Consider the following 16600-nt stretch of genomic DNA (forward strand, 5'->3'; position numbering starts at 1 on the left):
CCGTGGCACTCACCCAGCGCCGCCTCGTTTCCGCAAGCTGTGACTGGCATGTTGCGTGCCGGTTCTGTAGTGGTGGCTGCCCGATGAAAACCGAGGACCCGTAATGGCGAGCCAAGAGATCGACCACGCCTTCACCGCCCGCTCAAAGACGGGCGCGTCGTTCGAGCCGACCTATGCCGGCGCGCTGTCGTTCATGCGGCGCAAATACACGAAGGACGTGAAGGGCGCGGACGCCGTCGTCTGGGGCATTCCGTTCGACGCCGCGGTGACCAACCGGCCAGGCGCCCGCTTCGGGCCGCAGGCGATCCGCCGCGCCTCGGCGATCCTCGACAACGACCCGCAATACCCGTTCTCGCGCGACCTGTTCGAGCATCTTTCGGTGGTCGACTATGGCGATTGCCTGCTCGACAGCGGCAACCACCAGAAGACGCCCGGAACGATCGAACGCGAGGCCGCCAAGATCCTGAAATCAGGCGCGTTCCTGTTGACGCTCGGCGGCGACCATTTCGTCACCTGGCCGCTGCTCAAGGCGCATGCCGCGATCCACGGACCGCTGGCGCTGGTGCAGTTCGACGCGCATCAGGACACCTGGCCGGACGACGGCAAGCGCATCGACCACGGCTCCTTCGTCGCTCGTGCGGTGAATGAAGGCATCATCGATCCGGACCGCTCGATCCAGATCGGCATCCGCACGCATGCGCCGGATACGTTCGGCATCAAGATCCTCTACGGCCACGAAGTCGAGGAAATGAGGGCTTCCGACATCGCCTATGCGATCGTCGAGCGCACCGGCGGCAAGAAGACCTATCTCACCTTCGACATCGATTGCCTCGACCCGGCCTTCGCGCCCGGCACAGGCACGCCAGTGGCAGGCGGCCCGTCCTCGGCCAAGATGCTGTCGACGCTGCGCCAGCTCGGCCAGATCGACATCGTCGGCGCCGACGTCGTCGAGGTTGCGCCGGCCTACGATCATGCCGATATAACGGCGATCGCCGGATCGATCATCGCCGTGCACTATCTTGGCCTACTGGCGGAGCGAAAGGCGCGGGCGGAAGAGTTGAACAACGGCAATCATGCGGCGGCAAATCACGCGCACGGCATATAGGCTTGGAATCGCAGGGAATTTGGCAAGAGATGAAACCGAAGATCTTCATTGACGGCGAACACGGCACGACTGGACTGCAGATCAGGGCGCTGCTTGCCGACCGCGGCGACCTGGAGATCATCTCCATCCCGACGGAACGCCGCAAGGAAGCTGCCGCCCGCGCCGAATTCCTCAACGCGGCCGACGTCGCGATCCTTTGCCTGCCGGACGCCGCCGCCAAGGAAAGCGTGTCGCTGATCGAAAACGACACGACCAAGGTGATCGACGCCTCGACGGCATTTCGCGTCGCCCAGGGCTGGGAATACGGCTTTGCCGAGATGGACAAGGACCAGGCGAGGAAGATTGCCGGCGCGACGCGCGTCGCCAATCCCGGCTGCTGGCCGCAAGGTCCGATCGCGACGCTGCGGCCGCTGGTTACGGCCGGTCTGCTGCCCCCTGACTTCCCGATCACCGTCAACGGCATTTCCGGCTACTCCGGCGGCGGTCGGCCGATGATCGAGGACTATGTCGGCAAGGGTGAGGACGCGCCCGAGTTCCTGCCCTACGGCCTGACGCTGCAGCACAAGCATGTGCCGGAGCTTCGCGCCTATGCGAAGCTGTCGCACGACCCGATCATGCAGCCGGCGGTCGGCAATTTCGCGCAAGGCATGATCACCGTGGTGCCGCTGCAACTCGGCGGTCTCGACCGCGTGCCGACAGGCGCCGAACTCCACGCTGCGATCGCCGACCACTACGCGTCCATCAAAGGCGGCGTGGTCGAGGTCGCGCCCTATACGCATATGGAGCGCATCCCGGAGATCGACCCGGAGGTCTATAACGGCACCAACCGGATGAAGGTCTATGTGTTCGCCAATGACGAGCGGGCGCAGGCGCTGCTGATGGCCGTCTACGACAATCTCGGCAAGGGCGCGTCGGGGGCCGCGGTGCAGAACCTCGACCTGATGCTCGGCATCGAGCACTGAGCGGATATGCAGGCATTTCCCGAGCGCTGGAAACTCAGCGCTACCGAACTCATTGCCGAGACGTTTTCCAGCCGGATCTGGAGGGTGACGCGCGAGGACGGCTCGCCGGCAATCGTCAAGGATCTGAAACCCTTCGATGATGTCGCCGACGAGTTGCGCGGCGAGCACTATCTCGCCTGGCGACGCGGCGAAGGCGCAGTGCGGCTGCTTGGCCGTGACGGCAATCGCATGCTGCTCGAATATGCCGGCGAAAGATTGCTCTCGCAGCATCTTGCCGAGCATGGCGACGATGCGGCCACCGCGATTGTAGCCGAGGTGATGGCAAAGCTGTTTTCGCCGTCCGAGCGCACGCCGCCAGTAGACCTGCAGCCGCTACGAGCGGTTCGTCAGCCTTTTTCGAGCTGCCAAGGCGGAAAAGGATGCCGGCCGCGACATGCTTTATGTCGAGGCGGCGGCGATCGCCGAGCGGCTGCTTGCCGAGCCACATGCTGTCCGCCCGCTGCATGGCGACCTGCATCACGACAACATCCTGTTCGGGCCGCGCGGCTGGCTGGCGATCGATCCCAAGGGCGTCATCGGCGATCCCGGTTTCGATGCCGCCAACGTGTTCTACAACCCGCTCGACCACGACGATCTCTGCCTCGATCCGCGCCGGATCGCGCATATGGCCGAAGTGTTCGGCGAAACGCTCGGGCAGTCGCCGCGCGCCATCCTCGACAATGCGATCGCTTATGGCTGCCTGTCGGCCGCGTGGCATCGCGAGGACAAGAACGCGGTCGACGAGAACCGTGAACTGGCTGTCGCCGAGGCAGTCCGGACAGTGCGGGCAAAGCTCTGACCTTCGAGGCCACGGTAACCGTGGATTCACCATGATGGGCTACTGATGGGACCGAGCCTCCCACAAAGGATTTCCCATGGTCAGCGCGATCTTGAGCCCCGTCCAGTCGGTGCAATCTTCCTCGTCCGCATCGTCGGACGACGCGGCGCAGGAAGCAGCGCTCGAAAAGCAGATCCAGGCTTTGGAGGATCAGGCAAAGGCGGCTCAGGATGAAGCCGACGCGGCCAGGCTGCAGCAGCAAGCCGCGGCGCTCCAAGCCAAGCTCGACGCGCTCAAGGCCGCCGACAAAGCGAAGCAGGCTGATCAGAACCAGTCGACGACGTCCGCCGCAGCGGCGCGCCAGGCCGAGTTCGACAACGAACCGACGACCCAGTCGCATTTGTTCTCGATGTGACCGTCAGCTCTTGACGGCTGTCGGCAGCGGGTAAGCGCCCTTGGTGCCGCGCCAATGCGCGGCGGCGAAGCCGAGCAACACGAGCGCGATCGCCTGATGCGTCAACGCCATGTGCAGCGGCACCTGCATCAGCAACGTCCCGATGCCGATCGAGGCCTGAACGACCACCAGCGCGAACAGAAGCGTGGCCCGGCGGGCATGTGTGGTGCCGGGCTGGCGCCGCCACGTCGCGAGCATATGCCAGAGCGCCACGACAAAGACCGTATAGGCGCCCAGCCGGTGGACGAACTGCACCGTCTTCGGATTTTCAAAGAAGTTCAGCCAAGCAGGCCTCAGGAGAAGCAGGTCGGACGGAATCAGCTTTCCATCCATCAACGGCCACGTGTTGTAGGAAAGGCCCGCGTGCAGCCCTGCGACAAGCCCGCCGAGATAGATCTGGATCAGCGCCAGGAGCACGATGAAGCCAGCGAGTCTTTGCGTCGCCCGATCGGCTGCGGGCTCGGAATGCGGCGCCAGGCCCCGCGCCACCACCATGGTCGCGGTGAAGATCAGCGCGGCAAGCGTCAGGTGCGTCGCCAATCGGTACTGGCTGACCGAAACGCGGTCGACCAGGCCCGAAGCCACCATCCACCAGCCGATGGCGCCTTGCAGCCCGCCGAGCGCCAGTATGCCGACGAGCTTCAGCCCAAGCCCCCGTTCGATGCGTCGTGTCGCCCAGAAGAACAGCAGCGGCAGGGCAAAGACCACGCCGACGCCGCGCGCCAGGATGCGGTGCGCCCACTCCCACCAGAAGATCGACTTGAAGTCCTCGACGCTCATACCCTTGTTGATCTCGGCATATTGCGGGATCTGCTGGTAGCGCTGGAACTCTTCCTGCCATTCGGCGTCGCTGAGCGGCGGGATGACGCCGTGAATCGGCTGCCACTGGGTGATCGACAGCCCTGAGCCGGTGAGACGCGTGGAACCGCCGACCAGCACCAGCGCGAACAGCACGAGCAGCATGACGTAGAGCCAACCGCGCACCAGCGCGCGGTTGGTGACGTCGCGGTCGCGTGCGGCATGTGGGGCCGTGGCGGTGATGTCAGCCATGGGCGTATTCCAGCGATTGAAAACGGCGGATTGGTGGACCATGGCCGCCCGGCTGACAAGGCCGGACAGCGCGGCACGCCGTCGCGCCGGGTCGCGACGGTTGCGCACGCCCTCCGTTCGGCCTAAGCGAAGCGGGTCAACGGGACCGCGACATGCCCCTTCGCCTGAAAAAGCTGATCGGAACCATCCTGCTGGTGGCGCTGGTCGTCATCTACGCGCTGATCGCCTCCGCCGTCGCGGTCACCAGGCTGGTCGAATACGGCCCGGTGGTGCATCTCCTGTTCTTTCTGTTCAGCGGCCTGTTGTGGGTGCTGCCGGCCATGGGCATCATCAAATGGCTTATGATAGAGCGTCGCCCGAACGGTTGAACCTCGCAGGCGCGCCAACGCGAATGTGATTCCAACGCGCATGGCGGGCTCGAGGCCCAGCTCGAATGGATGAGCGCGCCGGACACATAGCGCTGTTCCACAAATGCTGATCGAAGCGCGGGCTAGATGGTCACCACCATCTTACCAGCATTGGCAAGCGGCGTCGTGATGCCTGACAGCATCGTGCGGATGTGGGCCACGCTCTGATAGCGGCCGTTGACGGAGATGCGCGGCAGCGCGTGCGGGAAGCCGGCATGCTCGGCGCGCAGCACACCGTGGCGTGTGGTCACCGCCGAGGCATAACCCGCGTCGCGGGCGAAACCCACCTCGCGGCAACCGACGGCGCTGGCATAGCCGTAGGGGTAAGCCAGATGGCGCGGCTCCTCGCCGAGCTTTTCCGCGAGGATGCGGCGGACGTCGCCGATCTCATGGCGCGCGTCGGCTTCGGACAGCCGCTTCAAGTTTCGATGGTTGACGGTATGCGCGCCGATGGTCACCAGCTTGTGCGCGGCCATGGCGCGGAGCTCATCCCAGTTCATCAAGGCGCACGCTCGGCCCGAGCCGAATTCGTAGCCATTCGAACGGGCCAGTTCGCGCAGTGCGGCGCCCTGCTGCTGCTCGGCGACTTCCACGGTCAGCCAGGCGTTCAGCCGCGCCACGGCCTGGATCTTGCGGCCCGGCGTCGAGCAATCGATGACTGTCGATCCGCCCGCCGTCTTCAGTGTCAGGCGCGAGCTTGTGTCGACGATGTCCTCGACTACATCCCACCAGAGGTCGGCGGCGCCGTCGATCAAGCCTGGGGCGACATAGATCGTGATCGGCGTGCCGTGCTTTTCCAGCACCGGCAGCGCTTCCGTCATGTTGTCGCGATAGGCGTCGTCGGCGGTGATGGTGGCGAACTGGCCACCCTTCCCGCCAGCGTCGATGCGCTCGATCGCTTCATCAAGAGAAACAAAGGTATAGCCCCTTGCCTTCATGTCGGCGATCAGCCTGTCGAGGAAAGCGGGAGCGATGTTGAGGTGCCGGTTGACGCTGTTCGGCTTCTCCGGCGCCGCGGTGACGCGATGCAGCATCAGGATGGCGCCGATGCCGCCGACAAACGGCCGCGCCAGAGGCGCCAAGCCGGTGTAGCGGGCAAGGTTCAACGCCAGCTTCCGGATTGCCTCGCCCCCGTCGATCATTCCTTCACCTTTTGCGCCTAGGCTCATCCAAGCACGAATTGCGCCTATGCGAACCCCCAAGTCGGAACCAATACGTCTTAAGGATTGAGGTATGGTTGACGCCGCCGCGTCATTTGACGGCAACCGGGTCGCGGCCAACGAGGTTTCCGTGCGGGCTGGTCAGGGCCGGTGGGCTGCGACCACGAGCGATAGCGCCGGCCTCGCGGACTACGCGCAATTTAGCGCCTCGGCGCTGCACGCGCCGGCGCAAAGTACATCCTGGGTCAGTAACTGGGCGGCCGCGACCGGCGCCGACATCATTGTCGCGACGCTTGCCTGCGACGGCCGTCCGGCGCTTTCGCTTGCATTGGAAGTCGTGCGCCACGGCCCATTCAAGGTCGCGCGTTTCACCGGCGGGCGTCACGCCAACGGCAATTTCGCGGCGGCTGACCCGCGCTTGCTGCCTGCCATCGACGGCCCGGCGATCCGTTCGATGTTCCAGGCGGTCGCCAGGGCACGGCCGGAGGTCGACCTGATCTCGCTGGAACGGCTGCTGCCCGATCTCGACGGCGTCGCCAACCCGCTGGCGGCGCTGCCAAGCTTCCCAAGTCCGAACCTTTCGCTTGCGGTCGATCTCGACGGCGGGTTCGACGCGCTGCTGTCGCGCGCGAGCGGCAAGCGCAAGCGCAAGAAGCATCGTTCGCAAACGCGCAAGTTCGAGGCGGTCGGAACCTTCCGCCGCATCGAGGCCCGCACCCCCGAAGAGGTCGACAGGCTGCTCAATGCCTTCCTCGACATGAAGGAAGCGCGTTTCGCCAAGATGGGCATCGCCAATGTCTTTGGCGATGCGGGCGTGCGCGCCTTCTTCAGGGCGCTGTTTGCCGATGCGCTGACCGAGGAAAAGCCTTCCTTCCTGCTGCATGGGCTGGAGGTGGCGGGAAAGCTGCGCGCGGTGACCGGCTCCAGCCGCTCGGGCAAGCGCCTGATCTGCGAGTTCGGCGCCATCGTCGAGGACGATCTCGCCTTCACCAGCCCCGGCGACTTCCTGTTCTTCGACAACATCCAGGAAGCCTGCGAGCTCGGCTTCAATGTCTACGACTTCTCGGTCGGCGACGAGCCTTACAAACGGCTCTGGTGCGATATCGAGACCCAGCATTTCGAAGTGCTGGCGCCGCTGACACTGAAAGGCCGCGCGCTGGCGACTACGATGCGGCAAGGCGCGCGCGCCAAGGCCTTCGTCAAGAACAACCCGACGGTCTGGAAGCTGACCAAGATGCTGCGCCGCAAGACGGCGGGTCAGGCTGCGCCCGCGCCAGCCGACGACGATAACTGATCATCCCCCCTTTGAAACGGACGACACTGCTGCTTCCGCACCGTCCGACCTGTGTGCTGTGCTCAGGCCGCCGAGCGGCGTCCCGGCACGGGCGTTCCCGGCGGTTCGTGGCCGACCGGCGTCACCAGCGTCAGATTCGGGTAGCCATTCTCGATCAGCTTGAACGCCGCCTGCGTCACCTGGTCGTCGGCTTCCAGCATCGACAGGAAGACCTCGGTGCCGTCGCCAACCAGGCGGCCGATGCCTTGCGCGTCGGCAGGGCCGCATTCGACCACCACCAGGTCATAGGCGGTGGTCAGCGACTGCATGATGATCGGCAGCCGGTCAGCGGCGCGCATGGCGCGGACCGGATCCGCGGTGCCGACGGGAACGACGTGCGCATCCGAATAAAGATCAGGATGGATGACGTCGCTGAACTGCGCCTCGGACGCCAGCAGATTGGTGATGCCGGGGAAAAGGCTCGAGTCCAGCATCGGCCGCGACGCCGCGCCCGATGCGGTCAGATCGAGCAGCAGCACGCGCAGGCCGGCATCCGACACTTCGCGCGCCACCAGCACGGCGGAGGCAGCTGCCTCGTCGCCTTCCGGCGATACGAAGATCGCGCGCGCCGTGCCGGAGGCGATCAGTTTCTCCGCCGCCTTGTCGACGTCGATCTCGCCGAGCCTGGACGGAAGCGGTTCGGGTTTCGGCGCGGGCATGGACTGCTTTGCCTCGATGGGGTCCGCCTCCATTGCGCGGGTCTCCGCCATCCGAGGCTCTTCCGGCAATCGCTCGTGGCGCATGGCCGCTTCGTAGGGGGCGAAAGGACTGTCACCTTCCCCATCCGCCGCGACCGCCGACTCGGTGCGCGCCACGGGCATCGCCACCTGCTCGATATTGGCGAAGCGCGCGCCGGCGGCCGGACGCATGGCGCGGCCCGAGAACAGTTCGCCGAGCAGCGTCCCGATCGCCATCAGCAGCAGCGAAGCGGCAGCGGCGGCCCCGGTGATCGGCCCGATTTTCGGGAAATAGGGCTGCGACGGCACCTGTGCTTGCGCGATCAGGCTCGCCGCGACGGGCGAGTATTTCCGATCCTTGCGCGAGGCCACTGCGTTGTAGCTTGTCATATAGGATTCAAGCTGTTGGCGCTGAACGTTCGCGTCCCGCTGCAAGGCGTCCAGTTGCACCTGCTGCTCGCCGGCGCGGGCGGAGGCTGCCTTCAGGGTGTTGACGTCCGCAACCAGCTGGTCCTCGCGGGCCTTGGCCGTCTGGGCCTGGGCCGACAGCCCCCGAATGATCTTTTGAGCCTCGTTGCGAATCTGACCGTCGAGGTCGGCAAGCTGCGACTTCAGCGCCCGGATGCGCGGATGGTTGTCGAGCAAGGTCGTCGAAAGATCGGCGATGTTGGCCCTGAGCTCCACCTGGCGCTCGCGCAGACGCTGGATCAGCTCGGAAGACAGGACTTCCGGCACGCTGTCCAGCGAACCGCCATTCTGCAGCGCCCGGCGCACGCTCTCGGCGCTCGCCTCGGCGGCGGCGCGATTGGCGCGCACCCGCGACAATTCGCTCGACAGTTCGGCGAGCTGCTGAGTCGGAAGCACCGCATTGTTGCCGCCCATCAGAAGGTCTGACTGGGCGCGGAACGCCGCGACCTTGGCCTCGGCATCCTTCACGCGATTCTGCAGGTCGGCGATTTCGGGCGCCAGAAAGTCGGTGGCGGCGGCGTTCGATTCGAGCTTGGCGTCGCCCTTCGAGGCGATATAGGCGTCGGCAATGCCGTTCGCGACCGCCGCGGCGAGCTTGGGATCCTTCGAGGCGAATTCGATCGCGATGGCGCGCGTCTTTTCAACGGCATAGACATTGAGCTTGTCGTGCATGGCGTTCAGCACGCGCTCTTCCGGCGGGATGTCGAAGGGATCGCTTTTCAGGCCGACGAGGACCAGCACGCGCCCCAGCGCCGACATCTTCAGCGTCTCGTCGAACTCCGGCAGCTTGTCCAGGTTGAGCTTGGTCGCCACCTGCTTGAGGATGTCGGGAGAGGAAATGATCTGGACCTGGGTGGCCACGCCCTGTTCGTCGAGAATCGGCTTGTCGTCGTCATTGGTGCCCGGCGGCCGGGTGAATTCCGATTCGCGCGAGCCGATCTCCAGCTTGGCCGTCGCCTTGTAATAGGGTGTCGCGAGCCAGGCCAAAGCAAAGGCCAGTCCGGTGACCAGAAGCGTCACAACAACAATGCGCAGCCAATTCCGCCCCAGACTGGCGAAAAGCTGTCTCAGATCGACATCGACGTCTGCGGCCGCGGACTGAACGGACATGCATCCTGCTCCGAAGTATGAGTCGAGGATGGACCGTAAACAACTATGGTAACTCACCCGTTAAGAAGAGAACGAACCGCTACTGGGGCGGGACCCAAGAACATTAGGCGAAAGCCATATAAAGACTCTGTTTTTTGCTGATCGTCGCTCGCTCAGGACGCCTTCCTTTACCGCCCATTAACCCTAACAGGATGATAACGGCCGTACGTCCTGGGGTTGACCGCAGCGGTTGCGGCGCGAGCGATGAAGGTTCCTGACCGGTCATGAAAAGCACAGCTTCTCTCTTTCGCGCTTTCATCGTCCTGTCGCTGCTCACCGGTTGCTCGAGTTACCGCCCGACGCCCGCTGCCTTCCATGAAGTGCTCGATCAGCCTTACCGACTCGGCGCCGGCGACCGCGTCCGTGTCACGGTGTTCGAGCAGGACGGGTTGACCAACACCTACAGCGTCGACCAGTCCGGCTACCTCTCCTTCCCGCTGGTCGGCGCCGTGCCGGCGCGCGGCCACACCGCGCAGCAGCTGGAAAAGGAAATCGCCGACAAATTGCGCCAAGGCTATTTGCGCGATCCCGACGTTTCGGTGGAGATCGACCGCTACCGCCCGATCTTCGTCATGGGCGAGGTGGGCGCCGCCGGCCAGTATTCCTACGTGCCGGGCTTGACTGTGCAAAAGGCCATCGCGATCGCCGGCGGCTTCACGCCGCGCGCCAACCAGGAGAGCGTCGACATCACCCGCGACATCAACGGCAAGGTGATGACCGGCAGGGTGGTGACATCCGACCCGCTGCTGCCCGGCGACACCGTCTACGTCCGCGAACGCCTGTTCTGAAAAAACCGTCGTGGCGGTGTCCCTGAGGATCGTCCACTGCTTTCGCTCACCTGTCGGAGGAATCTTCCGGCATGTGCGCGACCTGACCGAAGCGCAGGTCGCCGCTGGTCATTCGGTCGGCATCGTCTGCGACTCGACCACCGGTGGCGACTATGAAGAGCGCTTGTTCGAAACGATGAAGGATAATCTGGCGCTCGGCATCCATCGCACGCCGATGCAGCGCCATGTCGGGCCAGGCGACCTCGCCTCGGCCTGGCGAACCTATCGAATCATCCAGGAATTGCGGCCGGACGTGCTGCACGGGCACGGCGCCAAGGGTGGCGCCTATGCTCGTCTGTTCGGCTCATTGTTGCGGGTATCAAGGTTTCGCGTTGCCCGCCTTTATTCGCCGCATGGCGGCTCCCTCCACTATGACGAAACGACGGCGACCGGAAAGCTGTTCTTCGGGCTGGAGCGTTCCATGGCGCGCTTCACCGACTGCCTGCTGTTCGTTTCCGATTACGAGCGCAAAACCTATCGCCGCAAGGTCGGCGAGCCGCCGATCCCCAACCGGCTGGTCTATAACGGCCTGCGCGCCGCCGAGTTCGAACCTGTAGCGGCGGCGGCGGACGCTGCCGACCTCCTCTACATCGGCATGATGCGCGACCTGAAGGGTCCCGACATCTTCATCGACGCGCTGGCGCTGGCCGGCAACGCGCTCGGGCGCCCGTTGAGCGCCGTGATGGTCGGCGACGGCGACGACCTGCCGCGCTACCACGCGCAGGTCGAGCGACTCGGGCTGAAAAGCCATGTCCGTTTCCTGCCGCCCATGCCGGCCAGGCAGGCTTTTGCCCTGGCCGGACTGATCGTCGTGCCGTCCCGCGCTGAAGCGATGCCCTATATCGTGCTCGAGGCCCTCGCCGCCGGCATGCCGATGATTGCGACCGCGGTCGGCGGCATTCCTGAAATTTTCGGCGATGACTCCCCTGCCCTGATCCGGCCGGATCCCACCGAGCTTGCGGGCAAGGTGGGAACGGCGTTCGGCGACTTCGGCGCGTATCGCCAACTGATGCCGCAAATGCATGAGCTTAAGGCCCGATTCGGCGCCGATGTGATGGCGGCCGATATCGAGAAGGCCTATTTCGCGGCGCTTGGCAAATAGGGCCGGCACCCCGACCTTTCCAAAACCACTGGTTGTTTCAAGGCTTTCTTAGCTCTCTTTTGCTATGCAGTTGCGCGAAGCTCGCGGACAGTTGCCATGAATGAGATCGACCCCGCGCACCGCTTTTCCATGGATGCGGTGCGCAACTACGAGGCTCCTGCCGACGGCGATAAAGCTGGCGGCATCAACGATGTGGCGCGCCAGGTCGCCTCGCAATACCGGCGCGATACCATGTCGCCGATCATGGTCAGCGGCGTGCTGCGCATGGTCGAGTTCGCGATGCTCTTCCTGTCGGGACTCTGCGTCTATTTCTACTATGTCGGCTTCTTCAACTATCTGGCCTGGCAATATCCGCTGGCGATCGCTGCGACGTCGTTCCTGACCGTGGTGCTGCTCGACGTCACCGACTGCTATCAGATCGCGGCGCTGATGCGCCCTCTCGCCAATTTCGGCCGCGTGCTGCTCGTCTGGGCCGGCAGCTTCGCGCTGATGGCGCTGACCGCCTTCGCCATCAAGGCGTCGGAAGACTATTCGCGCCTGTTGTTCGGCACCTGGTTCATAGCCGGTTTCTTGCTGATCTTCGGCCTCAGGCTGGTGATGTCGACGCTGATCCGGCGCTGGGCGCGTGACGGCCGCATGGAGCGCCGCGCGCTCATCGTCGGCGGCGGCAAGGCAGCCGAACAACTGATTCGCTCGGTCGAGAAGCAGCCTTACAATGATATCCGCATCTGCGGCATCTTCGACGACCGCAACGACAAGCGCTCGCCGCCGATCGTCGCCGGCTATCCGAAGCTCGGCACCATTTCCGAGCTGATCGAATTCGCCCGCATCGCGCGCATCGACATGCTGATCGTTTCGCTGCCGCTGACCGCCGAGTCGCGCGTCCTGCAGTTGCTGAAGAAGCTCTGGGTGCTGCCGGTCGATATCCGCCTCTCGGCGCATTCCAACGCGCTGCAGTTCCGGCCGCGCGCCTATTCCTATATCGGCTCGGTGCCGATGCTCGACATCTTCGACAAACCGATCAACGACTGGGACTCGGTCGCAAAGCGCGCCTTCGACATCGTCTTCTCGCTGATCGGTATCATCGTCTTTTCGCCGGTGATGCTCGTCACAGCGATCGCCATCAAAATCGACAGCAAGGGGCCGGTGCTGTTCAAGCAGAAGCGGCATGGCTTCAACAACGAGATCATCGAGGTCTACAAGTTCCGCTCGATGTTCACCGACCGGTCCGACCCGACCGCCAAGCAGACGGTGACCAAGAACGATCCGCGCGTCACCCGCGTCGGCCGCTTCATCCGCAAGACCTCGATCGACGAACTGCCGCAGTTCTTCAATTCGCTGTTCGGCTCGCTGTCGCTCGTCGGGCCGCGCCCGCATGCGATCGCCGCGCAGTCCCACAACCTGCTCTACAACGAAGTGGTCGACGGCTATTTCGCCCGCCACAAGGTGAAGCCCGGAGTCACCGGATGGGCGCAGATCAATGGTTGGCGCGGCGAGATGGACACCAATGAAAAAATCCGCATGCGCACCGAGTACGACCTCTATTACATCGAGAACTGGTCGATGCTGTTCGACCTGCGCATCCTGTTCCTGACGCCGGTCCGCCTGCTCAACACGGAAAACGCCTATTGAGCGCTATCGCCCAAGAGTTGCCGGCGCCGGCGATAAACGCCAAGCTGATTTCGCTGATCGCGTCGGCGGCGATCGGCGTCGGCATCCTGCTCTCCGGCTTCGTCATCAGCGAACCAGCGCCTTACGAAATCTACATGGCCGGGCTGATCGCGGTCTGGGCATTGTTCGGCCTCAGGATCTCGCGCGCCACCGTGCCCTTGCTGGTGCTTCTGGTGGCGATGAACATCGGCGGCATGATTGCCATGACGCAGATGGCCGACCTCGCCAACACGCCGCTCTATCTCGCCGTCTCGCTGTTCCTGGCCTTCAGCGCGGTGTTCTTCGCCTCGGTGACCTCGGTCCAGCCGAGCCTCTACCGGCTGATCTTCATCGCCTATGTGGTGTCGGCCGTGGCGACGTCGCTGCTCGGCATCGCCGGTTATTTCCATGCCTTTCCGGGCGCGGAAATGTTCACCAAATACGACCGCGCGGCCGGCGCCTTCCAGGACCCGAACGTGTTCGGGCCGTTCCTGGTGCTGCCAGGAACCTACCTGCTCTATCTGCTCTTGACCGGCCCTGTGTCGCGGATGCCGCTTCCGGCTGTGCCGCTGCTCATCATCACCGCTGGCATCTTCTTTTCTTTCTCGCGCGGCGCCTGGGGCATGTTCGCGGTATCGGCGGTGCTGCTTACCGCATGCCTGTTCCTGCAGAGCGCCAGCGGCAAGTTCCGGCTGCGCGTGGTGGTGATGACGATAGCGGCCGCAGCGCTGTTGGTCATCGCCTTCCTGGTGATCCTGCAACTGCCCGGCGTGTCCGACATGTTCACCCAGCGCGCGCAGCTCGAGCAGAGCTACGACTCGGCGCGGCTCGGCCGCTTCGCCCGCTATGCGATCGGCTTCCAGCTGGCGACCGAGCACCCGTTCGGCATCGGCCCGCTGGTCTTCGGCACGATCTATGGCGAGGACACGCACGACATCTGGCTGAAGACGCTGATGGACTATGGCTGGCTGGGCTTCGTCTCGTTCCTGACGCTGACGCTGTGGACGATCGGCGCCGGTTTCCGCATCCTTTTGCGCGACCGGCCATGGCAACCCTATCTGCTTTGCGCCTACGTCGCCTATCTCGGCAATATCGGGCTTGGCACCTTCATCGACATCGACCACTGGCGCCATCTCTATTTGCTGCTCGGGCTGGTCTGGGGCGCGATCGCGCTGGAGTACCGGCATCAGCGGGAATTGCGGCTGGGAGCGCCCGCATCGCTCCTGTCGATTTCAGCTGCGCGATAGGCACCGAATTCGGTTGACCCGCACCGCCTTATCACGATACATCGCCACCGGTCCGGAGTGTAGCGCAGCCCGGTAGCGCACTTGACTGGGGGTCAAGGGGTCGTCGGTTCGAATCCGGCCACTCCGACCAACAAAATCAACGAGTTAGCCATATCCCCCAGAGGTGGCTACAAAAATATAGCCACATTGTAGCCAGTGGTTATTGCCCGTCATCTGTGCGGAATCGCTCCATGGGGGATTCGGACCCCTTCACCTTCGACGAGGTAACGGGCCGGCGTCTCTGGCGCGACCAAGACGTTGAGCGTCCAGTGTATACAGACCCACAGACTCTTGCGGCGGAAATTTCCCGTCGCGACGCCAAGATTATCGGCATCGACGGGCATCACGGATCGGGAAAGAGTTTTCTTAGCCGACAGCTCGGCATGGCGCTGAATGCCCAAGTCCTTGAACTGGATCGCTTTCTGATTAAGGAAAATGCGGGCGCCTATCTTCCAAATCTTGATCTTAGGAAGCTAGCCAAGACCGCTCGGGCGTTTCGCGTTCCCTCGATAGTGGAAGGTGTTTGCCTGCTGGCGGCTCTTGAAGGCGCGGCACTAAAAGCTGACGTACTTGTGTACGTCCGCAGCCTCAGCGCCAATTCTGGACATCTCTGGCACGAAGAGGATTTTCACGGTTCGCGAGGTAAGTATCTTGACCTCCCCCTGGACAGCGAGATTCGAGCATACAACTGGAAATATCAGCCGTTGGTGCAAGCCAACTACTTCTTTGATCGGATCGAACAATGAAACAAGTAGTCTTCTTTGCGGGCGCGTGGCCCAGTTAGTTAGGCTGTCATCCGCGCACCGCATCTGCCGTCCCGGCGAACAGAAACACGGCGCGTACTGCGCGCAACAACTGCAGGGCCTCTTCAAATTCGATCGCAAATATTCCGGCGCTAACACTTTTAGGCACTATATACACAGCAGAAGAAGCCGTAGTGCGCCTCAAGATGACACGGCGGAGCGTTATAACGCTCAGCAAGCGTTATGGCTACTCCACGCACGGAAGAGCCGCGCTGCTCTCGGAGCAATATCTCCTCGACATTTGGCAGGCCATGCGGCGCCCGCCACATTGACCAAGTCAGTTACGGCGCGAGCGCCTGGACGATCGTCAAACCTGCCCCCCATCCACCGCCAGCATGCGGCGCGCGCTTTCCTCGTCGGTGATCAGGATGGTCGGCGCGATCAGGTGCATGGCGCCGAGCAGCGCCTCGGTCTTCTCGGCGCCGCCGGAGGTGAGGATGCGGACCGGCGCCTTGCGCAGGCGGTCGACATCCACGGACATCACATGGCTGTTGACCGGATGGTCGACCAGAGCGCCGTTGCGGTCGTAGAAGTGGAACAGAAGGTCGCCTACGGCGCCCCGCGCGAGCAGCGCCTCGCGGTCCGCTTCCCTTAAGAAACCGCCGCGCGAGAAGGTGGTGGCCGAAGCGATGCCGCCGACGCTCAGCAGCACGGCATCGAGCGAATCGGCCATTTCGAAAACCTCCTGCAGGCCACAGCGCTCGACCAGCGCGATCTTGGTCTCGACACTGTCGACGACGGCCGGCGTCGGGATCAGGTAGCCGTCGCCCTGAAAAATCTGGGCGAAACGCCAGGCGAATTCGGCGGGGTTATACCGGCGCACGACGCCGACGCCGCCCAGCAGCGAGATCACCCGGAAGTCGCTCAGCGACTTGGCGCTGATGAACGGCAAGGTGCTGAACAACGTCCTGCCCCAGCCGACGCCGACCTGCGTGCCCGACTTCATCGCGTCGGACAGGAACATGCCGGTCTTGGCGGCGATTGCCGGAATCGGATCGGCGTTGGGGTCGGTGAGCGGCGCGACCAGCGCCTGCTGCAGGCCGAAGGTCTTCTCCAGCGCGCGTTCCAGCCGCACGATCTCGGAGAGCTCGCTCTCGATGGTGATCTTCACCTCGTTGCGCGCCCTCGCTTCGGCCAGCATGCGCACGATGGTGACGCGGCCGACGCCGAGCACGTCGGCGATCTCGTTCTGCGTCATCTGCTCGACGAAATACATCCAGGCGGCGCGAATCCTGAGGCGGTCGGTCCGGCTTTCATTGACGATCGGCTCGGAAGCCGCCGCCCTGCCGCTTTCAGGTTCGCCTTGCCGTCGCCTGCCCAACTTCCCCTCCCAACCCGGCGATGACGCTG

14 protein-coding genes, 1 tRNA gene and 1 pseudogene are annotated in these 16600 nt (G+C 63.9%); 12 read left to right on the forward strand and 4 right to left on the reverse strand.

Annotation, left to right across the window (positions count from 1 at the left end; genetic code table 11):
* Nucleotides 1–103: 103 nt before the first annotated feature.
* The 4 genes and pseudogenes from speB (at nucleotide 104) to DPM33_RS23020 (ending at nucleotide 3299) form a co-directional block, all read left to right on the forward strand.
* Entirely contained in the window at nucleotides 104–1105 is a 1002-nt protein-coding gene (gene speB / locus DPM33_RS23005; RefSeq protein WP_112099698.1) for an agmatinase, read from the forward strand.
* Between the two features lie 29 nt (nucleotides 1106–1134).
* Nucleotides 1135–2067, forward strand: a complete 933-nt coding sequence (gene argC, locus DPM33_RS23010) for an N-acetyl-gamma-glutamyl-phosphate reductase (RefSeq protein ID WP_112099844.1) — start codon at nucleotides 1135–1137, stop codon at nucleotides 2065–2067.
* A 6-nt stretch (nucleotides 2068–2073) separates the two neighbouring features.
* A pseudogene (locus DPM33_RS23015) lies at nucleotides 2074–2905 on the forward strand (aminoglycoside phosphotransferase family protein).
* Between the two features lie 76 nt (nucleotides 2906–2981).
* On the forward strand, nucleotides 2982–3299 hold the full coding sequence (locus tag DPM33_RS23020; protein WP_112099699.1) for a hypothetical protein: 318 nt from the start codon (nucleotides 2982–2984) through the stop codon (nucleotides 3297–3299).
* 3 nt (nucleotides 3300–3302) lie between these two features.
* Here DPM33_RS23020 and DPM33_RS23025 read toward each other — a convergent pair whose 3' ends face one another.
* Nucleotides 3303–4388: a COX15/CtaA family protein gene (locus DPM33_RS23025; RefSeq protein ID WP_112099845.1), complete on the reverse strand. Its 1086-nt coding sequence runs from the start codon at nucleotides 4386–4388 to the stop codon at nucleotides 3303–3305.
* A gap of 152 nt (nucleotides 4389–4540) precedes the next feature.
* Between DPM33_RS23025 and DPM33_RS23030 the strand changes: the two genes are divergently transcribed.
* Nucleotides 4541–4756: a DUF2842 domain-containing protein gene (locus DPM33_RS23030; protein ID WP_112099700.1), complete on the forward strand. Its 216-nt coding sequence runs from the start codon at nucleotides 4541–4543 to the stop codon at nucleotides 4754–4756.
* Nucleotides 4757–4878: 122 nt separating this feature from the next.
* Here DPM33_RS23030 and DPM33_RS23035 read toward each other — a convergent pair whose 3' ends face one another.
* The gene (locus tag DPM33_RS23035) at nucleotides 4879–5937 is read right to left on the reverse strand and encodes a polysaccharide deacetylase family protein (RefSeq protein WP_112099701.1); all 1059 of its coding nucleotides are present in this window, start codon (nucleotides 5935–5937) and stop codon (nucleotides 4879–4881) included.
* Between the two features lie 91 nt (nucleotides 5938–6028).
* Between DPM33_RS23035 and DPM33_RS23040 the strand changes: the two genes are divergently transcribed.
* The gene (locus DPM33_RS23040; protein WP_112099702.1) at nucleotides 6029–7249 is read left to right on the forward strand and encodes a GNAT family N-acetyltransferase; all 1221 of its coding nucleotides are present in this window, start codon (nucleotides 6029–6031) and stop codon (nucleotides 7247–7249) included.
* 62 nt (nucleotides 7250–7311) lie between these two features.
* On the opposite strand, the gene DPM33_RS23045 is transcribed toward DPM33_RS23040, so the two are convergent.
* Nucleotides 7312–9543 (reverse strand): GumC family protein, encoded by a 2232-nt coding sequence (locus DPM33_RS23045; RefSeq protein WP_112099703.1) that lies wholly within the window; start codon nucleotides 9541–9543, stop codon nucleotides 7312–7314.
* A gap of 263 nt (nucleotides 9544–9806) precedes the next feature.
* Here DPM33_RS23045 and DPM33_RS23050 point away from each other — a divergent pair, with 263 nt between their 5' ends.
* From DPM33_RS23050 to DPM33_RS23075, 6 genes are all read left to right on the forward strand, one after another.
* Nucleotides 9807–10370 (forward strand): polysaccharide biosynthesis/export family protein, encoded by a 564-nt coding sequence (locus tag DPM33_RS23050; protein ID WP_112099704.1) that lies wholly within the window; start codon nucleotides 9807–9809, stop codon nucleotides 10368–10370.
* Nucleotides 10371–10380: 10 nt separating this feature from the next.
* On the forward strand, nucleotides 10381–11511 hold the full coding sequence (locus DPM33_RS23055) for a glycosyltransferase family 4 protein (RefSeq protein WP_112099705.1): 1131 nt from the start codon (nucleotides 10381–10383) through the stop codon (nucleotides 11509–11511).
* Nucleotides 11512–11607: 96 nt separating this feature from the next.
* Complete coding sequence (locus DPM33_RS23060; RefSeq protein WP_112099706.1) at nucleotides 11608–13143, forward strand: undecaprenyl-phosphate glucose phosphotransferase; 1536 nt, start codon at nucleotides 11608–11610, stop codon at nucleotides 13141–13143.
* Complete coding sequence (locus DPM33_RS23065; protein WP_112099707.1) at nucleotides 13140–14408, forward strand: O-antigen ligase family protein; 1269 nt, start codon at nucleotides 13140–13142, stop codon at nucleotides 14406–14408. Before DPM33_RS23060 ends, DPM33_RS23065 begins: the two co-directional genes overlap by 4 nt.
* A 53-nt stretch (nucleotides 14409–14461) precedes the next feature.
* Nucleotides 14462–14538, forward strand: a tRNA-Pro gene (locus DPM33_RS23070).
* A gap of 100 nt (nucleotides 14539–14638) precedes the next feature.
* Nucleotides 14639–15193 (forward strand): P-loop NTPase family protein, encoded by a 555-nt coding sequence (locus tag DPM33_RS23075; RefSeq protein ID WP_112099708.1) that lies wholly within the window; start codon nucleotides 14639–14641, stop codon nucleotides 15191–15193.
* 364 nt (nucleotides 15194–15557) lie between these two features.
* Here DPM33_RS23075 and DPM33_RS23080 read toward each other — a convergent pair whose 3' ends face one another.
* A complete protein-coding gene (locus DPM33_RS23080) occupies nucleotides 15558–16571 on the reverse strand; it encodes a sugar-binding transcriptional regulator (RefSeq protein WP_112099709.1) in 1014 nt (337 codons plus the stop codon).
* Nucleotides 16572–16600: the final 29 nt, after the last annotated feature.

It is taken from the genome of Mesorhizobium hawassense (assembly GCF_003289945.1).
Classification (GTDB): Bacteria; Pseudomonadota; Alphaproteobacteria; order Rhizobiales; family Rhizobiaceae; genus Mesorhizobium; species Mesorhizobium hawassense.